Below are 19,322 nucleotides of genomic sequence, written 5' to 3' on the forward strand. Positions count from 1 at the left end.
TGAGTGGTCCAGCTGAAACGACTGGCCCCTTTTCCTTATTGAGTACTATGTCCGGCCAGCGCAGTTAGATCGCTGCGCTCTTGCCATGTGAGATTTCGCTGGGCTGAACGCGTTCTGGCGCGTAGATTACCCGCTATGGCACCCGGGAACACGAACTCACCCAACGACAGCAGCGACAGCGGGGCAGGCACCTCGTCAGCGATACGCACAAGCAGAGCGGCAGGCGACCAGCAGACCCGCAGCGCGCGGCTTGCCGTGACGGCATTCCCGGTGCTGGTGGTGCTCGGCGGCCTGCTGGGCATCGCGGCATCTGACACGCTCGTGGCCATGAGCCCCGCAATCCCGTGGGCACTGGGCGTGGTCATGTTCCTCATGGGCCTGACACTTACGATGCCGGACTTCGCCCGCATCGCCAAGCGCCCCTGGGCTGTGCTCATCGGCGTTGCGCTGCAGTTCACCATCATGCCGCTGGCCGGTGTCGCGATCGTTCGTCTGCTGGGCCTGGACCCCATGCTGGCCGTCGGCGTCATCCTCGTGGGCTGTGCGCCCGGCGGCACAGCCTCAAACGTCGTCACCTACCTGTCACGCGGCGATGTCGCGCTGTCAGTGACGGTGACGACAGTGTCGACGCTGCTGGCTCCCCTGCTCACACCGATCCTGACACTGTGGCTGGCCGGCTCCTACCTCGAAGTGTCGGCCGCGGCGATGATGCTCTCGATCGTCAAAACCGTGTTCGTGCCGGTCATTCTGGGGGTCATCGTGCGGCTGTTTGCTGCACGCGCCGTGGAGGCTGTCGCACCCGCACTGCCGTGGCTTTCGACCATCACGATCACACTGATCGTCGCTGTGGTCGTCGCAGGGTCGAAGGACAGCTTGGCCTCGGCCGGGCTCATTGTTCTGCTGGCCGTCATCCTGCACAACGCCATCGGCCTGGGATTGGGCTACTGCGCCGCGCGGCTCACAGGTCTTTCGCCGGCACAGCGCCGCGCACTGTCCATTGAGGTCGGCATGCAGAACTCCGGCCTAGCAGCGTCCCTTGCCGCCGCCTACTTTTCGCCGCTCGCCGCACTTCCCGCCGCTGTTTTCAGTGTGTGGCACAACGTGTCCGGGGCTATCATCGCAGCGTTCTTCGCCCGGTCCAAGACCGACTAGGACAGCACAAAGCGCTTCCGGCCGCTGCGTGATTACAGCGGCCGGAAGCGCTTTCAAGGCTCAGACCCGCGCGGTGAGGGCAAGCCCGCACCACGCAGCTCAGATCACTTGTCGAGGGCCTTGGCGAAAGCCTCTTCCATGACGTCGAAAGCGTCGTCAAGCAGTTCGTCGGAAATGGTCAGCGGCGGCAGGAAGCGCAGCACATTGCCGAACGTACCGGTGGACAGAACAAGAACACCCTGTTCAGCACAGTACTTCACGACATCACCGGCGAGTGTGGGATGCGGTTCGGTGGTGCCTTCGACAACGAGTTCGATGGCCTGCATGGCACCGCGGCCGCGGATGTCGCCGATTTCAGCGAAGCGCGACTGCAGCTTGGTGCAGCGGTCAACCATCTTTTCGCCGATCTCCAGAGCACGCTGGGCGAGACCGTCCTGTTCGTAGGCTTCGATGGCGCCGAGAGCACCGGCAACGGCAGCCGGGTTGCCGGAGTAGGTGCCGCCCAGGCCGCCGCCGTGAACGGAGTCCATGATGTCGGCGCGCCCGGTCACTGCAGACAGCGGCAGGCCGCCCGCAATGCCCTTTGCGGTGGTGACGAGGTCAGGTGTGATGCCCTCCCATTCGGAGGCGAACATCTTGCCGGTGCGGGCAAAGCCGGCCTGGACTTCGTCGACTACAAAGACGATCCCGTTCTTCTGGGCGTACTCCTGCAGTGCCGGCAGGAAGCCTTCGGCGGGGACGATGAAGCCGCCCTCACCCTGAATGGGCTCGATGACGATGGCGGCGACGTCTTCAGCGCCGATCTGCTTATCGATCATGGTGGTGACGCGCTGTGCAGCCTCTTCACCGGACAGCTTGGTGCCATATGCGGCGTTGTCGCGGAAGGGGTAGGACATGGGTGCGCGGTAGACCTCGCCGGCAAACGGGCCGAAGCCCTTCTTGTACGGCATGGCCTTTGCGGTCATGGCCATGGTGAGGTTGGTGCGGCCGTGGTAGGCGTGGTCGAAGACGACAACCGCGTTGCGCTTGGTGTAGCTGCGGGCGATCTTGACGGCGTTTTCCACTGCTTCAGCACCCGAGTTCAGCAGCAGTGTGCGCTTTTCGTGGTCGCCGGGAGTCAGTCGGTTGAGTGCTTCGGCAACTTCGACGTACGCCTCGTAGGGGTTGACCATGAAGCACGTGTGGGTGAACGCCTCAAGTGCTTCCTTCGCACGGCTCACCACGCGCGGATTCGAGTTTCCGACGTTCGTGACCGCGATGCCCGCGCCCATGTCGATGATCTGGTTGCCGTCGATGTCTTTGAGGATTCCCCCACCGCCGGCGACGATGTATGCCGGCAGCGAACTGCCCACACCGGCGCACACGGCCGCTTTGCGGCGCTCTTCGAGCTCACGGGACTTCGGCCCGGGGATTTCGGTTACAAGTTTGCGTTCCTGCGGCAGGCTCTGCCCGCCCTGCTCCAACGTAGTCATGAGGTCAGTGTAGAACTCTCAGAACAGTCTGTGCTGACCGGCTCACCTGCCAAGCCGCCGCAGATCAGCTTCGCGGTTGATGTGCGGCACACCGGCACGGTTTTCACGTTTGTGGGCAACGATTTCTTCGACGATGGTAGGCAGCTTTTCGTCTTCGTCACCGGCAGCCAACAGCTGGGCGTCGACGCTGGTGCCGCGACGGATCAGCGCGAGTGCCACGGGCCCGTACTCGTAGTGGATCGCAGTTGAGGTCAGGTGCCCGATCACCCTCTCGGCGCCTCGAACTTCGGCATACACTTCCGCTCCGGGCCGCGGAATGGTGTGAGTCGAACCGTCGATGTGCAGGAACACCAGGCGGCGCGGCACCTGGCCCAGGTTGTGCACGCGGGCCACGGCCTCCTGGCCGCGATAGCAGCCTTTGGCCAGGTGCACGGCGGTGCGCAGCACGTCGAGTTCGCCCACGAGCGTTTTGCCGTCGACGTCCTGTGGTGAGGGACGCCAGTTCTCAATCCGCAGTGCTTCCCACGCGTCGCGGCCGGCAACGCCGTTCGGCTGCCATTGCTGCAGCTGATCGCGCGGGCAGAGCTGAATGCGCAGGTCGTGCGTGTGGCCCGGGTGGTCCGGCGAGGCCTGGTCCGAACCGAGGTCGACAGCGGCATACGAGGCGGAGCCGGCTCCCACTGCCGGCCAGGGATCGTCCCACTCGGCTTGGGAGGGCAGTCCTTCCGGGGCGGGCCCGACGGTGCCGACGCATTGGAACTCTGCGGACCGGTCGGTGATTTCTGCGCGCATCATGAAGCGCATCGAGTCCAGCCACTCCACGGCTTCTTCGCCGCCGGTTTCGAAGATCAGCCACAGGCTGTCCTCTTCTGCGATGATCCGCACCCAGTGTTCGATGTGCCCCGTGGCCGACAGGATGAGCGTTTCGGTGTTCGCACCCGCCGGAAGGTTCTCCAGCGACTGTGTTGTCAGGGAGTGCAGCCAGCGCAGGCGGTCTTCGCCGGTGAGCGTGTAGACGCGGAAGCTGGAGAGGTCGGCAACGGCACGGCCTGCTGCGAGGTCGCGCTGCTCTTTGAGCGGCATGCCGAAGTGCTGGACTTCGTCTGCGCGTTCGTCGATGCCGTAGACGGCGGCAGAGCGGGGGTAGCGAAGCGAGTTCACGGATCTCCTGACTGTTCGACGAGGGAATATTCGACGAGAAATCTTGCGAGGTGGTCTGTTCTGCCGTCAACCGCACGGCGAACAGAGCTGCTAGGAGGTGGTAAACGACACAGCGGAATCGAAAGTGTCGTAGGCGTCGCCCAGCACTTTCTGCGACTCGTGCAGTGACGAGCGCACCGGGCTCCACGCACCGGAGTCGTCGACGGCATTGAGCGTATCCCGCGCGCTTTTGAGCTTCCGCATGGCCTCCGGCGTTTCGGCTGCGGCCGGACCGAAGTCCTTCAGCGCGCCGAGCCGCTCAGTCAGCGACTGGCCGTCCTCGCCTTTGAAAACTGAGGTTGACTGAGCGAGCGTGACTGCGGTGGGTGCGGCCTCGTCTACGACGATGATGAACTGGTCGAGAATTGTGGCGACGATGCTGACGTTCTTTTCGACGTCGGTGGCCTTGCGCAGAACCGGCATGGGGAACATGTCGATTTCCTCCCGTGCCGCGTGCAGTTCCTCTGAGGCCTTCTGCCGCGAGGAATCGGCGTTCTGCGGGTCCTCGCGCAGGTCTTCGGCGAACTGTTGGGCCGCTTCGATCGCACTGTCCGCGTGGGTGCGCAGATTCTGATAGCGCACAGTGGCCATTGCCCCGATTGCCACGAGGAATCCGGCAATGATCGCAAGCACTGTGAACACCGAAGCAAATGCGGCCAAGCGCCGCCGTCGGCGCTGCCTGCGCTCTTCGCGGATCGGATCTTCTGCCCTGCGCACGGGGTACGCAGCGGTGGGTTCGATCGTCATGGACTGACCGGTCAGGCGACCTTCTTCAGCCGCGCCGAAGCGTGGCTGCCCAGCGGGTTGCCGAGTGCGGCCATGTCCCACGCCCACAGAAGATCACCTTCGACCAGCCCGTACATGCGGGTGGAAGACTTGTATTCCTTCGATGTGGTGGTGCGGGCAACGAGGTCGGTCGCCAGGTCGATGCGCGGGCCTTTGACGCGGCCGGTGTAGAGCTCCATGATTCCGTGCGGCTGCACGATCGAGACTTCGAGTTCGAAGGCGTCGTCGTCTCCGCGCAGCTTTTCTACGGATTCGGCCGTGGTGTACGGGCTCTGCGCGGTGGGCACCATGAGTCCGGGGCCCGCATCGTGGGCTTCGCGCTTGCGCACCAGCTGCCAGATGCCGGTTTCCATGGTCAGCGTTTTGTCGATCTTGCCGTCAGCGTCAAGCGTGTACGCCTGCGCCGTGTAGTGCAGGAACGGAGCGCCGACAGGTGCGACGAAGTCGATGCGCTGGCCGAACTGGGTGTCGGGAGCGTCAGCGTAGCCGACGACTCCCACACCCTCCCAGGACCCGATGACCCATGCCAGCGGCACGAGCTCAGGAGCGAGGTCCGTAGGGATTTCGGTGACCATCAGCGGCGGCTCTTGAACAGGTTGGTGATGACCTTGGCTGCTATGCCGAAGGTGGCGAGGCCCGCGAGGGCAACGAGAACGGTGAAGAAGGTTTCGAGAACCACTAAGTTATCCATGACTTCAGTGTACCCAGGACGGCTGAGGACAGAAGACGCGCCCGCCGCTTCTCAGAAGGCCCGGCCCTGCCCCGGTCAGATCATGGGGAAGAGCAGCGGAATCTGGTCGAAGATGTACACGACCACCCCGCCGAGTGCGATCGGCGTTCCGCCCAGGGTGAGGTTGACGCCGACTTCGCGGACTTTGCTTCGATTGGGGCTGCGGCGGGGGCTGCGCGCGTGGAAGCGACCTGCGGCAATCGGGGCGAGCGCGCGGTCGACGGCCGCGACAAGACCGCCCAGAAGGACGCCCATGATGGCCGCCGAGGCGAGGGTCTGGGTGGGATACCACCAGGCGGAGTAGCCGATGAGCGCTCCGACCAGTCCGGCGATGATCGCCAACGGCGAGGTGAAGCGGGCGGGAAACGGCAGGATCGAGGCGCACTGGGCCAAGAAGATGGCGGCCAGCCCGATGATGATTGCCGATTTGTCACCGGGCAGTCGGAAACTGGCCGCCCAGGAGCACGCGGCAAGGGTCACGACGACTCCGGCCACCTGCGCTGAGACATTGGCCACTGCGTTTGAGGCTTCAATGCCGCGAGCCAGGTTCTGCACAAACGCCCACAGCAGCGCCAAACCGGTCAGCAGCGGCAGCCATTCCAGGTGCGGCGGGTAGATGCTCATCCACGTGGTGCCCATGCCCGCTATGCCGAACACGAACAGCATGATCGACGTCAACCAGCGCTGTGGGGAGTCCGTCAGGCGCGGCCAGCCGAAGGCGAGGACGCCCACGAGCGCGGCTGTTGCCAGGGCCACGGGGATGACGGCAACGGCCTCGCCGGCCAGCGGGTAGCTTCCCAGGAGGGATGTTGCCCCCAAAGCGAGCGCTCCGAACAAGGCCACGAGGGCGCGAAACCATCTGTACACGGCCCTATCGTCTCAGAGGGGGTTGCGTCTGCCTAATGGCGGTGTGACCGCGGCGCGTCTGCAGGCGTCCGCGCCGATATACTGTGTGCCGCGAAGACGGAAACCCGATCGCCGCGAAAGGTGGCTGCTGCTGTGTCTTGGGATATTCACTCTCCCGCCCGCGTCGACGGAAGCGTCCGCGAGCTCCTCGCGCAAGCGCAGCGGGCAGACGGTGTTCCCCCGCTGTCAGACGGCGTTCTCGATGCGGCCGATGCCACCGACACGACCGCCGTCGCGCTGGCTGACGGTTCGACCGTCGTCGGCTTCGGCATTGCCACGGGGCTGGGTTCCCGAGGTGCCGTCGAGTTCACCATCCACCCCGACTTCCGGGGCCGGGGGCTGGGCAAGAGGCTGTGGACTGAGCTGCTGGAGCGCCTGCGGGCTGAGGGCAGTCCGCACACCACGTGGGCGTGGTCGCACGGAAACCACCCGGCGGCCGCAGCACTTGCCGCCGAATACGGTTACACGCCGCAGCGCACCCTTCTGCAGCTGCAGACCCCGCGCACTGAAGATCTCGAACTGCCGCCGCTGGATCTGCCGCCGGGTGTTTCGCTGCGCACTTTTGAAACCGCTGACGAACAGCCGTGGCGGGACATCAACAATGCCGCGTTCTCCTGGCACCCGGAGCAGGCCGACCAGACCCTTGACGACATCCGCAAGCGCACCCGCAGCGCCGATTTCGACCCGCGGGATGTCATCATCGCCGAACAGGACGGCCGCGTCATCGGCTTCCACGACACCAAAATGCACCACAATCACGCCTCGGGCCTGATTGTGGGCGAGGTCTACGTCATTGCGGTTGACCCGGAGGTGCACGCGAAGGGCATTGGAAATGCGCTCATGGTCGCCGGTATGCGCGACATGATCGACCGACGCGGCGCGCGAATGCTCGAACTGTACGTAGAAGACGACAACGACAAGGCCCTCGGCCTGTACGACCGTTTGGGCTTCACACACCGCATTGAGCACATCAGCTACGCCCCGCCGTCCGCTGAGGACTCTTCCGACAAGACGCAGGGAGAAGGCTGATGTACGACGTCGCCGCCAGCGGGAAGAAGCACGACCTCCCTGAGCCGCGCGATCGCTACCTCGACCGCGAACTGTCCTGGCTGGCGTTCAACGAGCGCGTGCTGAGCATGGCAGACGACGCTGAAACCCCGCTTCTGGAGCGGGTGAACTTCCTGTCGATATTTGCGTCCAACCTCGATGAGTTCTTCATGGTCCGCGTGGCCGGCCTCAAACGCCGCATTGCCACCGGCCTGGCCGTGCCGTCTGTCACCGGCGCCCAGCCGCGGGCTGTTATGCGCTCCGTCAACAAGCACTCACGGGCATTGGCCAAACGCCACACGCGACTTTTTCTCGACGACATCAAACCCAAACTGGCCGGCCAGGGCATTCACTTTGTGTCCATGGACGAACTCAGTGCGCGCGAACGCAAGCACATTGACCGCTTCTACCGCAAGCGGGTCTTCCCCGTCCTCACTCCCCTGGCAGTCGACCCAGCTCACCCATTCCCCTATATTTCGGGGCTGTCGCTCAACCTCGGCATTCTGCTGCGCAACCCCGCCACGGGATCAGAGAGCTTTGCCCGTCTCAAGGTTCCCGGCCTGCTTCCCCGGTTCATCAACGTGTCGGAATCCCCCGACGGCAACCGGCTGGTCTCTCAGGCACACCCCGCCCGCTTCGTCGCGATCGAAGACCTTATCGCCACAAAACTCGACACGCTTTTCGAAGGCATGGAGGTCATCGGCTATTCGCTTTTCCGCGTCACCCGCAACGAAGACATGGAGGTCGAAGAGGACGAAGCCGAAAACCTCCTGAAGGCCCTGGAAAAAGAACTCAGCCGCCGCCGCTTCGGCCCTCCGGTCCGCCTGGAAGTCACCCACGACATCCATCCGCGCGTGCGCGCCCTGCTGCAGGACGAACTCGACCTCGCCGATTCCGAAATCATCGAGCTCGACGGCCCACTCGACCTCACGGGACTGTCGGTCATTGCCGATATCCCCCGCGATGACCTGCACTTCCCCCGGGCAGTCCCGCGCATGAACCGCGACCTCGCACCCACGGAAACCGCCGACCAGGTCGACGTTTTCGAAGCGACCGCCGAACGCGAAATCCTCCTGCACCACCCCTACGATTCGTTTTCCACATCCGTGCAGGCCTTCATCGAACAGGCAGCCGCCGACCCTCACGTGCTGGCGATCAAGCAGACCCTGTACCGCACATCGGGAGACTCCCCGATCGTCGACGCACTCATAGAAGCCGCCCACGCGGGCAAACAGGTTCTGGCAGTCGTTGAGATCAAGGCCCGCTTCGACGAAGAGGCCAATATCTCCTGGGCGCGCAAACTCGAACGCGCCGGAGTGCACGTGGTCTACGGACTCGTGGGGCTGAAGACCCACGCCAAACTGTGCCTGGTGGTGCGGCAGGAATCCGACGGCCTGGTGCGCTACTCACACGTGGGCACAGGAAACTACCACCCCAAAACCGCTCGCGGCTACGAAGACTTCGGCCTGCTTTCACGCGATCCGGCTCTGGGCGAAGACCTCTCGAAGCTGTTCAACAAGCTCTCCGGCTATTCGCCCCGCTCGGACTACCAGCGGCTCGTGGTCGCCCCGCAGTCCGTGCGCACCAGCCTTCTGCACCTGATCAACCGCGAAACCGAAAACGCCCGTGCGGGCAAACCCGCCCGGATCCGCATCAAGGTCAATTCGATCGTCGACGAAGCAATCATCGACGCCCTCTACCTGGCCAGCCGGGCCGGTGTTCAATGCCAGATGTTCGTGCGCGGCATCTGCGCTATCCGACCCGGAATCAAAGGGCTGAGTGAAAACATCGAGGTGCGCTCCGTCCTCGGCCGCTACCTTGAGCACTCCAGGGTATTCTCGTTCCTCAACGAGGGGAACACCGAAATGTGGATCGGCTCGGCTGACCTCATGCACCGCAACCTCGACCGGCGCGTCGAAGCGCTCGTCGAGCTCAAGTCCCCCGAGCACATCAAAAAGATCGACGCCCTGTTCGTCCGGGCTTTCGACCCGGCAACGGAGTGCTTCGTCCTGGGGCCTGCGGGAGTGTGGAGGCACATCGACCGCTCACCCGACGGTGAGAAGCTCTCCAACTACCAGGAACTGACCATCGCCGACTACCGCCGTCGTCCAGGAGAGCGCCCGTGAGTCCCACTCCGGTAGCCAACGCGGGCGAATCCGCCAGGATCAGCGCCGATGTTTTTGCCGCAGGCGCGGTTCTGTGGCGCGACTTCACCGGCCAGCTGGAAGTCCTGCTCATTCACCGGCCCAAGCACAAAGACTGGTCCTTCCCCAAGGGGAAAGTCGACAAGGGCGAAACACTGCCCGAAGCCGCGGTGAGGGAAGTCCGAGAAGAGACAGGCTACATCGTCCATTTGGGCCTGCCGCTGCCAGACGCCCGCTACACGGTGGGCAAAAAGCTCACCAAGCACGTCAAGTACTGGTCCGCTGAAATCACGACCACCCAAATGCCGATGGCCGCCAACCCCAAAGAAGTCGACGAGGGCCGCTGGCTGCCCATAGACCAGGCCATCAAAAAAGTCTCCCGACACGCGGACCGCGAACAGCTCGAAAAGCTCAAACTCGCCTACTCGACCGGTTCGCTGCGAGCCTGGCAGTTCATCATCGTCCGCCACGCAAAGGCATTTCCCCGCTCCAAATGGCACGAAACCGAGGCGCTGCGGCCGCTGCTGGCCATCGGCACCCGTCAGTCGATGGCGCTGACGGGACTTCTGGGCGCTTGGAACATCCCCCGCCTGCTGTCCAGCCCGTGGAAGCGGTGCACCGCATCTCTCAAGCCGTTTTCCGCCGGGCGCGGACTGAAGATCGCAACCAACCGCTGGCTGTCGGAAAAAGCCAACACCCACAAGCCCGAGAAGACCGTCAAGGTGCTCAAGAAAGTGTTTGCGCGCGGCCAGACGACGGCTGTCTGCTCACACAGGCCGGTGCTGCCGACCTTCCTGGAAGTCGTTGCCGAATACTGCGTCCCCGGCCTGGCCGAGAAGCTTCCACAGAAAGACCCGTATCTCAGCCCGGGCGAAATCCTCGTGGCCTACGTGCGGCCGGGATCCATTCCGAAGATTGTCGACTTCGAGCGCTTCCGCCCGATCGACTCCTGAGAACGACTGTCCGACCGACCGGCTCGAACCGACCAAACAGCAGATGCAGACGGGCACAATAGTCGCTTGAAAGCCCTTATGTGGCGGGGAACACCGCGCCCGCACAGAGGTTCACCTTCCGTTAACCTTAAAAGTTCCTGGACGTTACACGAGGTGCCTAACTTTTGAAGAGCACTGAGGGAAAACCTACCCTGTGACCTCGAAAGAAAGGCACTCTTGTGAAGCTCACACGCCTCGCACCTGCCGCAGCCGCATTCGCCGCAGCTGCCATCACCCTGTCCGCCTGCGGCGGAGGCTCCGCCACTGGAGAATCCCAGAACAGCAACGAAGGCGGAGAACAGGTCTCCGGCGAACTCGTCGGCATCGGAGCATCCTCGCAGAAGGCTGCCATCCAGTCTTGGACCACTGACTTCACCGGACAGAACTCCGGCGCAACCGTCAACTACTCGCCCGACGGCTCCGGCGCAGGCCGCAAGCAGTTCCTGGCCGGCAAGGCTGACTTCGCCGGTTCGGACGCCTTCATGGACGACGAAGAAATCAAGCAGGCCGAAAAGGTCTGCGGTGACGGCGGAGCCTTCGAATTCCCCGTCTACATTTCGCCGATCGCCATTGCCTACAACCTCGAAGGCGTTGACGAACTCAACCTCGACGCTTCCACCGCTGCGAAGATCTTCGCAGGCAAGATCACCAAGTGGAACGACAAGGCCATCGCCGACCTCAACCCGGACGCAGACCTGCCTGACACCAAGATCACGGCCGTCCACCGCTCCGACGAATCGGGCACCACCAAGAACTTCACCGACTACCTCAACAAGGCAGCCGGCGATGACTGGAAGGACGAAGCAGCCGAAGAGTTCCCGAAGGAAGCCGGTGGCGAAGCCGCACAGGGCACCGACGGCGTTGTCTCGCTCGTGACTGAAACCGACGGCGCAATCGGCTACGCAGACGCTTCCGCTGTCTCCGACGACCTGGGCACCGCCAAGATCAAGGTCGGCGACGACTTCGTGGAATACACCCCCGAAGCAGCAGCCAAGGTTGTTGACGCATCCCCCGTCGCCGAAGGCCGCGGCGAAGGCGACATCGCCGTTGAACTCGAACGCGACACCGAAGAGGCCGGCGCCTACCCGATCGTCCTCGTGTCGTACCACATCGTGTGCTCGAGCTACGACAGCCAGGAGAAGGTCGACCTCGTCAAGGCGTGGGAAAGCTTCGTCGTCAGCGAAGAAGGCCAGAAGTCGGCAGCCGAGAGCGCAGGTTCGGCACCGATCTCGGCTGACATGCGCGACAAGGTCACCGAAGTCATCGAAAAGATCGAAGTCAAGAAGTGATCTCACGCCGGTCTGAGGCTTTCTCAGACTGAGCATCAGGGCTGTGCGGCTGTTCGGGACGGACTCCGAACAGCCGCACAGTCCCTTGAATTACCTACCCACACCACAGGAGCTCTCTTGTCTACTGCAGCAGACACACAAGCCTCTGCTCCGGAATCGAAGAAATCCCGCACGGTTGTGCGCCCCGGCGACCGCATCTTCTCGGCCGCAGCGCTCAGCGCTGGCGTCTTGATCCTTGCGATTCTCGCCGGAGTTGCGTTCTTCCTGCTTCTTCAGTCAACGGACACCATCAAAGCATCGTTCGACGACCCCTCGCAGATCAGCGGCGGGCGCGGCTTTTTGCCCTACGTCTTCCCGCTCATCATCGGCACACTCATCTCAGCCGTCATCTCGCTGATCCTCGCAACCCCCTTCGCAATCGGCATTGCGCTGTTCACCACGCACATGGCCCCGCGCAAACTCGCACCGTTCCTCGGCTACACGATTGACCTGCTGGCGGCCATTCCCTCCGTCGTCTACGGCCTGTGGGGCCTGGCACTGTCGGGCAACCTCGTAGGCCTCTACACCTGGCTTGCCAAGTACCTCGGATGGATTCCGATCTTCGCCCCCGACGCCGACGGCGCAATTTCCCAGACGGGCCGTACGCTTCTGACCGCAAGCTTCGTTCTGTCGATCATGATTCTTCCGATCATCACCTCGCTGGTCCGCGAAGTGTTCCTCCAGACCCCGCGTCTGCAGGAAGAAGCCGCACTGGCCCTGGGCGCAACCCGTTGGGAAATGATCCGCATGGCAGTTCTGCCCTTCGGCGTATCCGGCATCGTATCCGCCGTCATGCTGGGACTCGGCCGTGCACTCGGCGAAACAATGGCCGTTGCCATGGTCCTGTCGTCCGGTGGGCTGATCGTTTCGCTGCTCCTGTCGGGCAACCAGACGATCGCAGCCGAAATCGCCCACAACTTCCCAGAGGCCGCAGGTCTGCGACTCTCTGAACTCATCTCGATCGGGCTGGTCCTGTTCGCCATCACGCTGGTGGTCAACATGACGGCACGCTGGATCGTCGCTCGCACGACCGTGAAGGGGCAGTGATGAACACGCAAACACGAACCGCTGACAAGACCCGCGGTGCATCGCACCTGGTGACCAAGCGACTGCCCAAGCGCGCACCGCTGTACGTTGCCGCAGGCTCCATCATTCTGGCGATTGTTCTCACACTCGTCATCGCCCACGGCTTCAACATTCCGCTCGCCGCGTTTCTCGCCGGCGTCATCAACCTGGCCGTGATCGTCGGATGGTCGTGGTCGGTTGAAGGCCGCCGCAAAGCTGTAGACCGCGCCGCTACAACACTCGTGACCTCGTCCTTCGCGCTGGCCCTCATTCCGCTCATCTCGCTTCTGTGGATGTCGATTGAAAAAGGCGGACCGGTCATTGTCGAAAACTCCACCCTCCTGTCCCGCTCCATGGAAGGCATGAAGGGCGTCTACGACAAGGACTTCGCCGCAGGACAGGGCGACCTGCTGGGCGGCTTCTACCACGCCATCATCGGCACCCTGCTCATCACGCTGTTTGCGGCACTGATCTCGATTCCGATCGGCATCATGTGCGCCGTCTACCTGGTGGAATACTCAGGCGGCAAAAAGGCCGGTGCACTTGGCCGTTCGATCACGTTCTTCGTCGACGTCATGACGGGCATCCCGTCGATCGTCGCCGGTCTGTTCGCCTTCTCCCTGTTCTCGACCGTCATCGGACTCGTCGCACCCGACAGCCTCACAGCAGCGAAATCGGGTATAGCAGCGTCCGTGGCCCTGTCTGTGCTCATGATCCCGGTCGTCGTGCGCAACACCGAAGAGATCCTTCGCCTGGTCCCCCACGACCTTCGCGAAGCCTCCTACGCGCTCGGCGTTCCCAAGTGGAAGACAATCGTCAAGATCGTCCTGCCCACCGCGATTTCGGGCATCCTCTCCGGCATCACCATCGCCATTGCCCGCGTCATCGGCGAAACAGCACCGATCATGGTGACCGCCGGCTTCGCGGCGAGCGTCAACTGGAACGTGTTCTCCGGCTGGATGTCCACCCTGCCGACGTTCATCTACGACTCCGTGACCCGACCGACCGCACCGGGCAGCGCAGCAATCGCTTCGGTTGACCGCGCATGGGCGGCAGCCCTCGTGCTCATCATCATCGTGATGGTGCTCAACCTCGGCGCGCGCATCATGGCAAAGGTTCTGGCCCCCAAGGCCGGCCGCTGACCGACCAGCACAACAGACAAGACTTAAAGCCGGCTTCCACCTCGTGAGCTCAGTCGGCACCCCGCCTGCCGGGGAAACGGCACAAGCCGAAACAGATTTTTGGAGGAAACGTGTCCAAGCAGATCGACATCGAAGATCTCAACATCTTCTACGGCGACTTCCGCGCTGTCGAAGGCGTGTCCATGACCATCGAACCGAAGTCCGTCACCGCGTTCATCGGGCCTTCGGGCTGCGGTAAGTCCACCGTGCTGCGCACGCTGAACCGCATGCACGAAGTCATCCCCGGCGCCAGCGTGCAGGGCTCTGTCAAAATGGACGGCAAAGACATCTACGGCCCCGGCGTTGACCCCGTCAACGTGCGCCGCGAAGTCGGCATGGTGTTCCAGAAGGCCAACCCCTTCCCCACCATGTCGATCAAAGAAAACGTGCTCGCCGGAGTTCGCCTGAACAACAACAAGCTTTCGAAGTCCGAAGCCGACGACCTCGCCGAACGTGCGCTGCGCGGCTCGAACCTGTGGGAAGAAGTCAAAGACCGTCTGGATAAGCCCGGTTCGGGCCTTTCCGGTGGTCAGCAGCAGCGTCTGTGCATTGCACGCGCAATCGCCGTCGAACCGGAAGTCCTGCTGATGGACGAACCGTGTTCAGCTCTTGACCCGATCTCCACACTGGCCATTGAGGACCTCATCAACACCCTCAAGGACGAATTCACCGTCGTTATCGTCACCCACAACATGCAGCAGGCCGCCCGCGTTTCGGACAAGACCGCGTTCTTCAACATCGCGGGCACCGGCAAGCCCGGCAAGCTCATTGAGTTCAACCAAACATCGGATATCTTCTCCAACCCGGACAAGGAAGAAACGCAGAACTACATCTCCGGTCGGTTCGGATGATCTGCGGCTGAAACAGCCCGCCTCCTCCGCTTGTTGACGGTGCAGGCGGACGGCTTCTAGCAGGCCCACAGGGTCTGAACCACACAGTCTGAGGCGTTCACCGAGGAGTTTCTGGGTAGGTTCTCCCTTTGGACGGCTCATCTCCCGCGGGGGTGGAAGGATCTAGTCCTCCTTCCACCCCCGCATTCTTATTGTCTCCGGGCAGACAACGGGCCTATGCTCGGCCTTCAGGAAGCTGGTCGGGCCCGGAAGCGCGATCATTTCAGGTCGGAGGCGGTGAGCAGAGTTGGCGGCCCTCATTCTGACGCTTGCAGCGGTGTTCGGGCTCGTGATTGCGGCACATGCTGTTGGTGCCGGGACAGCAGTCTTTGCCTGCACTGTAACCCTCTTGGCGTTCGGTCTGGCGCCTTTCGCAGGAGGTTCTCTGCAGCGCCGCATTCCCGAGTCCGTGTGGGCTCGTCTGTCGCTTTCTCGCAGTGCCGCCCGACGCTGCGGGGTCGACGTGTTCAACACCGCTCTGTCTGCAATCCGGTGGAACAAGCACGTCATGGCGATGAGGAGAGGCAGTTCGGGGCTGTCAGCAGAACATCTGAATCCGCGGCACATACAAGCAGCTGCGGTCGGCCACGCGTGGGCCGCCACCGGTGATTTGAGCCTTACCGCCCCGCGGGATAAACTGATGAGGCGCATGTGCGCGGGCCTCTAGCTCAGTTGGTAGAGCAACGGACTTTTAATCCGTGGGTCGTGGGTTCGATCCCCACGGGGCCCACTTTTTTATGCCCGCACCGGGTCAGCACTTCTGCCGTCTAGGGGGATATAGAGCCGAAGACTGCGATTTTGCCTCTATATTCCCCTAGCGGGCAGAGTTCGCTTAAGACAGCGGCCTGCAGAAGGCCCCGGCGGACGGTGTCTTATTTCTTCGATCCCACGACCGCGAGCAGGCCGCCGATAATGGCCGCGTTCTTGTAGAACTGAGTCTTCTGATTGGCCCTCTGGCCTTCGTCTTCTTCCTTCCAGAAGGCGTGGCCTGCAACCGTTGTGGGAATCAGCGAGCCGGCGAGCAGCGCCGCCGAGGTCTTCGGCAAAAGCCCCAGACCCAGCGTCACACCGGCCGCAGCCTGGATACCGCCGTTGATGCGCACAGCAAGCTCATCGTCCTTAGGGATCAGCGGAATGTACTCCCGCATAACGTCGAGAGTCGGCCCTGCCATCTGGGGTCGGGGTCCCGGCTCCTTGACGGCAGCGATGCCGTTGACGACGAACAGCGGAGCGATGGCCAAACGGCCAGCGGTGCGCGCAAAAGCGTTGAACATGCGTCCTCTTTCAGTAGCGTGCAATCTGCTTGCAGCTTCAAGCCTACGCTCGCGACGGCAAGTTCTGCCCCGTTTACACAAGCTTCCATTTGATGCGGGTGTTCGCTTTGCGCGGCGGCACGACCTTCACCGGCAGCGGTTTCGCAAGCTCGAACTCATAGCCGCCGTTGTCGATTGCCTGCCCTGCTCGCATTCGAGCCTCGTCATCGTCAATGTTGAAGTTGTTGTCCTCCAGCCACTTCTTCCAGCTGTACACCTGCCTGCGAATGGGGCCTGGCAGGTTCTTGGGACGGACGGGCTGATCCTCGTAGCGCTGCACACCGTGCGGAGTATCGACATCAATGCACACAGAGTTCAAACGGCTGTCAGCGACATCGCCCACCGTGCGGAATCTGCGTGTATCCCGCCGCACACGAACTACGCGAACCACGCCGTCAACAGCATCGGAGCGCAAGCCGATCGGCGCTCTGCCGGGCGACAGGCGATACACGATGACTGCGCAGAGCACAAGCAGCGCCACAATCGCGAGGAAACCACCCCCGGCAGACAGCAAGACCTGCATGAGATCACTGCTCATGATGCTGCCTTCGTGACAGGCGATTCATGCGGTGCGAACGGCGCCTCATGCCGGGCGGAGCACGAAACGCTGCACCAGGTGCACAAACAGCGCGCCGAGTGCCGCAGCGAGCACGAACACAGCACCGGTCGCAATGTCCATCAGCACTCCCGTCGACAGGTTCCACGGCGTGAACAGCGCGTAGTAGACCGACAGGAGAGCGGACACACCAAGAACGGCGACAGCGTGGCGGATCCACCCGCCTTCACCCGACCACAGGTGCACAGCAGCCGCGGCGACACCGGCTAGGAGGGGGCTGAGAAGGTTGAGAAACATCAGCGACCCGAACGGCAGAATCAAGCCCAAGACGAAGTCAATCGCAATAAAAACAGCTGCGCCGACGACCCACGCGCGGATTATGTCCATGGCTCACTTCCCCGGTTTGAGTTCAACCGAATCGGCAATTTCCTTCAGGAGGTCCTCGTCGAGCGTCTTTTCCTGACCGGCGATTTCGATGGTCACAACCTTGTAGGTCTGCGGATCAGTCATGAGGATCCAGCGGCCGCGCATTGGCGAATCGCTGTCAGACACATAGGTGAAATCGGCAGTGAAACCTCGGAAGGCCCCGGGGATTTCAGCTTTCTGCCGCTTACCGCCCTTCCAGTCTGACCCATAGAAACCCCCGACCTGTGCGCGCGTGGCCAACTCGGCCTCGACAACGTCCGGGTGAGGCGAGTCATTGATCTCAGGTGCCATGCGGACGCGGATCGTAGGGCTGTCAGCGGAATCGTCGTAGCCTTCGGTCCAGTCCCCGTCAAAGTCCTCTTCGGGGCTTTTCACCCAGCCCTCGGGAACTTTGAGGCTAACTTGACCGAGCATTACGTCCTGCATGCCGCCCTTTTTCTGTCCCTGGGCCTGAGAAGCACCGCCCGACTCCTGCTTCCCCTGTGGGGATTCTGAACTGCCACAGGCGGCCATCGACAGCGTGAGAGCTGCTGCCGCGCAGGTCAGAGCGGTCTTCTTCAGTGCTGATTTCAAGCCGGGTGTCCTTTCGGTTATTTCAGACAGTCCGCGTTGTTCTGGACATTGCGCTTGCCTTCCCGTATAGCCTCAGCATACTCGGATTTGACCAGGCGGTAGCCGGTTTCCTCGCCGCTGGCCTCTCCGCCGATCACACCGAAATCGAAGGAATCGCCGATGAGCTTCTTATCCACTTCGTAGACGTTCCGCGACAGTTGGCTGTTGTTGTAAATGGCGTTCTCGCCCTTGCCTTCGCCGGGCCCGTTCTTCATCATGTCTGCCAGGTTGACGGGCTTCGGGTTCTTGGTGATGCGGTCAAACGCAGCGTTTCTGTCCTCTTCGGTCATCTGCGAGAAGTCCATGTCCATGTCGTACCACTCTTCGGTGACTGCGTCGCCGCCGAGGCCGAAGCTGAAGTTGTCGTTCTCGTGCGAGTCTGTGGCACCACCTGACTGGTCGCTCTTGCCGTTCACTTTGAGCTTGTTTCCACTGGTCTTCGCCTGGCGGACCTTGAGGCCGACCAGTTCGTGGTTCTCGTCGAACTTATAGGTGATGGACTGTTTGCGCTTGAGGTCATTGCGAGCTTCGCCCCCGACTGTCTTAGGCGTCTGGTCGTCCGGGAGCCCGGGCAGCGAGTTCGGCATGTCTGCCTTTACGTCAGCGTTTGCCCCGAATTCACGTCCGTAGCCGGTGTCCAGCGAAATGCTGTAGCTGCCGTCCTGGTTTGTCTCGACGCCGAACTGGCCGTTGAACCCGCTGCCGAACTGGCCGCCGATCTTGGTCTCCAGAGCTTCTGCAATATCAAAGCCCAGGTTCCCACTGACATTGGCATTGCCGCTGATTTCGCCCGTGTAGCTCTTGGAATCAGGATCCCGCGGCGGCGTCGGACCATTGGTCAGTCCGGCAAACAGTCGACCGCCGAAGCCGAACGTCGCGTCGTCAGCCATGTTGTAGTAGACCCAGTCGCGCAGCTGCTCTTCCAGATCCCCGGCTTCAGCTTCGTTGTCAACCTCCCAGGTATCGCCCTGTTCGAAGCCGATGTTGATCTTGGCTTCAGCTTCGAGTGCGGCTTCTGCGTCTGTGCCCTTGATTTCCGTGCCGACGTCGACACCCTTGCCGGCACCGCCTTCTACTGCCGAGGTCAAAGTCATGGTGTGTTTGCCCTCGCTGTTGACGTCGTGCTGCAGCGCCCAGCCTCCGCCGAGCTCCCATACGCCGGCTTTGCCGGTAATGCTGCCGGACTGTGATGCACGGGATACCGTGCAGGCGGGCACAGCGTCATTGGGATTCTGCGCTTCAGGAGCTGATTCACCGCCCTCGCCGGAGCCTTCACCGCCGCATTCTCCGCCGAAGATATTGCAGATTCCATCCTGGAATCCCTTGGTCACTGTCGGCTGCGACGAAACCGGCACAGCAACGAGCACCGAGATGATCGCAGAGGCGATCAGGGCAGTCGCCATGTACTCGACGGAGGCAATGCCGCGCTCGCTCCAGCTCTTCAGAGAACGGCACCGCTCGTCTGAAGAGCGGCGCGACAACGGTGAAAGGACTGTCATGGACGACACAATAGAGCAAGAGT

The 19,322-nt window shown here is 62.5% G+C and carries 18 protein-coding genes and 1 tRNA gene; 9 read left to right on the top strand and 10 right to left on the bottom strand.

The genetic code is table 11. The features are described 5' to 3' along the window. Nucleotides 1-135 precede the first annotated feature (135 nt). Nucleotides 136-1,152 (top strand): bile acid:sodium symporter family protein, encoded by a 1,017-nt coding sequence (locus HMPREF2757_RS07670; RefSeq protein WP_070574871.1) that lies wholly within the window; start codon nucleotides 136-138, stop codon nucleotides 1,150-1,152. A gap of 104 nt (nucleotides 1,153-1,256) precedes the next feature. Here HMPREF2757_RS07670 and gabT read toward each other — a convergent pair whose 3' ends face one another. The 5 genes from gabT to HMPREF2757_RS07695 all read right to left on the bottom strand — a co-directional run bounded on the left by gabT (nucleotide 1,257) and on the right by HMPREF2757_RS07695 (nucleotide 6,207). Further along, complete coding sequence (gene gabT / locus HMPREF2757_RS07675) at nucleotides 1,257-2,624, bottom strand: 4-aminobutyrate--2-oxoglutarate transaminase (RefSeq protein WP_070574874.1); 1,368 nt, start codon at nucleotides 2,622-2,624, stop codon at nucleotides 1,257-1,259. 42 nt (nucleotides 2,625-2,666) lie between these two features. Further along, nucleotides 2,667-3,785 carry a CAF17-like 4Fe-4S cluster assembly/insertion protein YgfZ gene (locus HMPREF2757_RS07680; protein WP_070574877.1) on the bottom strand — a complete coding sequence of 373 codons (1,119 nt, stop codon included), beginning with the start codon at nucleotides 3,783-3,785 and terminating at the stop codon, nucleotides 2,667-2,669. Nucleotides 3,786-3,875: 90 nt separating this feature from the next. Then, nucleotides 3,876-4,571: an AI-2E family transporter gene (locus HMPREF2757_RS07685; RefSeq protein ID WP_070574879.1), complete on the bottom strand. Its 696-nt coding sequence runs from the start codon at nucleotides 4,569-4,571 to the stop codon at nucleotides 3,876-3,878. A gap of 11 nt (nucleotides 4,572-4,582) precedes the next feature. After that, nucleotides 4,583-5,185: a heme-binding beta-barrel domain-containing protein gene (locus HMPREF2757_RS07690; RefSeq protein ID WP_070574882.1), complete on the bottom strand. Its 603-nt coding sequence runs from the start codon at nucleotides 5,183-5,185 to the stop codon at nucleotides 4,583-4,585. A 191-nt stretch (nucleotides 5,186-5,376) separates the two neighbouring features. Continuing rightward, complete coding sequence (locus tag HMPREF2757_RS07695; protein WP_226829330.1) at nucleotides 5,377-6,207, bottom strand: ammonia permease; 831 nt, start codon at nucleotides 6,205-6,207, stop codon at nucleotides 5,377-5,379. A 132-nt stretch (nucleotides 6,208-6,339) separates the two neighbouring features. Between HMPREF2757_RS07695 and mshD the strand changes: the two genes are divergently transcribed. From mshD to HMPREF2757_RS07740, 8 genes are all read left to right on the top strand, one after another. Continuing rightward, entirely contained in the window at nucleotides 6,340-7,275 is a 936-nt protein-coding gene (gene mshD / locus HMPREF2757_RS07700) for a mycothiol synthase (RefSeq protein WP_176745910.1), read from the top strand. Further along, complete coding sequence (locus HMPREF2757_RS07705; RefSeq protein WP_070574891.1) at nucleotides 7,275-9,419, top strand: RNA degradosome polyphosphate kinase; 2,145 nt, start codon at nucleotides 7,275-7,277, stop codon at nucleotides 9,417-9,419. The genes mshD and HMPREF2757_RS07705 overlap by 1 nt, the downstream gene beginning before the upstream one ends. Beyond that, nucleotides 9,416-10,390, top strand: coding sequence for an NUDIX hydrolase (locus HMPREF2757_RS07710; protein WP_070574894.1), 975 nt, complete (start codon nucleotides 9,416-9,418; stop codon nucleotides 10,388-10,390). Before HMPREF2757_RS07705 ends, HMPREF2757_RS07710 begins: the two co-directional genes overlap by 4 nt. A 218-nt stretch (nucleotides 10,391-10,608) precedes the next feature. Next, complete coding sequence (gene pstS / locus HMPREF2757_RS07715) at nucleotides 10,609-11,718, top strand: phosphate ABC transporter substrate-binding protein PstS (protein WP_070574896.1); 1,110 nt, start codon at nucleotides 10,609-10,611, stop codon at nucleotides 11,716-11,718. A 117-nt stretch (nucleotides 11,719-11,835) separates the two neighbouring features. Continuing rightward, nucleotides 11,836-12,804 (top strand): phosphate ABC transporter permease subunit PstC, encoded by a 969-nt coding sequence (gene pstC / locus HMPREF2757_RS07720; protein ID WP_070574899.1) that lies wholly within the window; start codon nucleotides 11,836-11,838, stop codon nucleotides 12,802-12,804. Beyond that, on the top strand, nucleotides 12,804-13,964 hold the full coding sequence (gene pstA, locus HMPREF2757_RS07725) for a phosphate ABC transporter permease PstA (protein WP_070574901.1): 1,161 nt from the start codon (nucleotides 12,804-12,806) through the stop codon (nucleotides 13,962-13,964). The genes pstC and pstA overlap by 1 nt, the downstream gene beginning before the upstream one ends. Before the next feature lie 110 nt (nucleotides 13,965-14,074). Beyond that, nucleotides 14,075-14,854: a phosphate ABC transporter ATP-binding protein PstB gene (gene pstB / locus HMPREF2757_RS07730; protein WP_070574904.1), complete on the top strand. Its 780-nt coding sequence runs from the start codon at nucleotides 14,075-14,077 to the stop codon at nucleotides 14,852-14,854. A 696-nt stretch (nucleotides 14,855-15,550) separates the two neighbouring features. Next, a tRNA-Lys gene (locus HMPREF2757_RS07740) sits at nucleotides 15,551-15,623 on the top strand. 142 nt (nucleotides 15,624-15,765) lie between these two features. On the opposite strand, the gene HMPREF2757_RS07745 is transcribed toward HMPREF2757_RS07740, so the two are convergent. The 5 genes from HMPREF2757_RS07745 to HMPREF2757_RS07765 all read right to left on the bottom strand — a co-directional run bounded on the left by HMPREF2757_RS07745 (nucleotide 15,766) and on the right by HMPREF2757_RS07765 (nucleotide 19,299). Then, on the bottom strand, nucleotides 15,766-16,167 hold the full coding sequence (locus tag HMPREF2757_RS07745; RefSeq protein WP_070574910.1) for a DoxX family protein: 402 nt from the start codon (nucleotides 16,165-16,167) through the stop codon (nucleotides 15,766-15,768). Between the two features lie 73 nt (nucleotides 16,168-16,240). Next, nucleotides 16,241-16,744 (bottom strand): hypothetical protein, encoded by a 504-nt coding sequence (locus HMPREF2757_RS07750; protein WP_070574913.1) that lies wholly within the window; start codon nucleotides 16,742-16,744, stop codon nucleotides 16,241-16,243. A gap of 45 nt (nucleotides 16,745-16,789) precedes the next feature. After that, entirely contained in the window at nucleotides 16,790-17,149 is a 360-nt protein-coding gene (locus HMPREF2757_RS07755; RefSeq protein ID WP_070574917.1) for a hypothetical protein, read from the bottom strand. A gap of 3 nt (nucleotides 17,150-17,152) precedes the next feature. Next, the gene (locus tag HMPREF2757_RS07760) at nucleotides 17,153-17,761 is read right to left on the bottom strand and encodes a hypothetical protein (RefSeq protein ID WP_070574920.1); all 609 of its coding nucleotides are present in this window, start codon (nucleotides 17,759-17,761) and stop codon (nucleotides 17,153-17,155) included. Between the two features lie 17 nt (nucleotides 17,762-17,778). Then, the gene (locus HMPREF2757_RS07765; protein ID WP_141750221.1) at nucleotides 17,779-19,299 is read right to left on the bottom strand and encodes a hypothetical protein; all 1,521 of its coding nucleotides are present in this window, start codon (nucleotides 19,297-19,299) and stop codon (nucleotides 17,779-17,781) included. Between the last annotated feature and the right edge of the window lie 23 nt (nucleotides 19,300-19,322).

The sequence above is a fragment of the Brevibacterium sp. HMSC063G07 genome, assembly GCF_001810665.1.
Taxonomy (GTDB): domain Bacteria; phylum Actinomycetota; class Actinomycetes; order Actinomycetales; family Brevibacteriaceae; genus Brevibacterium.

Bases quoted from the DNA above. Each gene is read 5' to 3' on its own strand.
- HMPREF2757_RS07670 (WP_070574871.1), top strand. From the start codon at position 136: ATGGCACCCGGGAACACGAACTCACCCAACGACAGCAGCGACAGCGGG.
- gabT (WP_070574874.1), bottom strand. From the start codon at position 2,624: ATGACTACGTTGGAGCAGGGCGGGCAGAGCCTGCCGCAGGAACGCAAA.
- HMPREF2757_RS07685 (WP_070574879.1), bottom strand. From the start codon at position 4,571: ATGACGATCGAACCCACCGCTGCGTACCCCGTGCGCAGGGCAGAAGAT.
- HMPREF2757_RS07690 (WP_070574882.1), bottom strand. From the start codon at position 5,185: ATGGTCACCGAAATCCCTACGGACCTCGCTCCTGAGCTCGTGCCGCTG.
- HMPREF2757_RS07705 (WP_070574891.1), top strand. From the start codon at position 7,275: ATGTACGACGTCGCCGCCAGCGGGAAGAAGCACGACCTCCCTGAGCCG.
- pstA (WP_070574901.1), top strand. From the start codon at position 12,804: ATGAACACGCAAACACGAACCGCTGACAAGACCCGCGGTGCATCGCAC.
- HMPREF2757_RS07745 (WP_070574910.1), bottom strand. From the start codon at position 16,167: ATGTTCAACGCTTTTGCGCGCACCGCTGGCCGTTTGGCCATCGCTCCG.
- HMPREF2757_RS07750 (WP_070574913.1), bottom strand. From the start codon at position 16,744: ATGAGCAGTGATCTCATGCAGGTCTTGCTGTCTGCCGGGGGTGGTTTC.
- HMPREF2757_RS07755 (WP_070574917.1), bottom strand. From the start codon at position 17,149: ATGGACATAATCCGCGCGTGGGTCGTCGGCGCAGCTGTTTTTATTGCG.
- HMPREF2757_RS07765 (WP_141750221.1), bottom strand. From the start codon at position 19,299: ATGACAGTCCTTTCACCGTTGTCGCGCCGCTCTTCAGACGAGCGGTGC.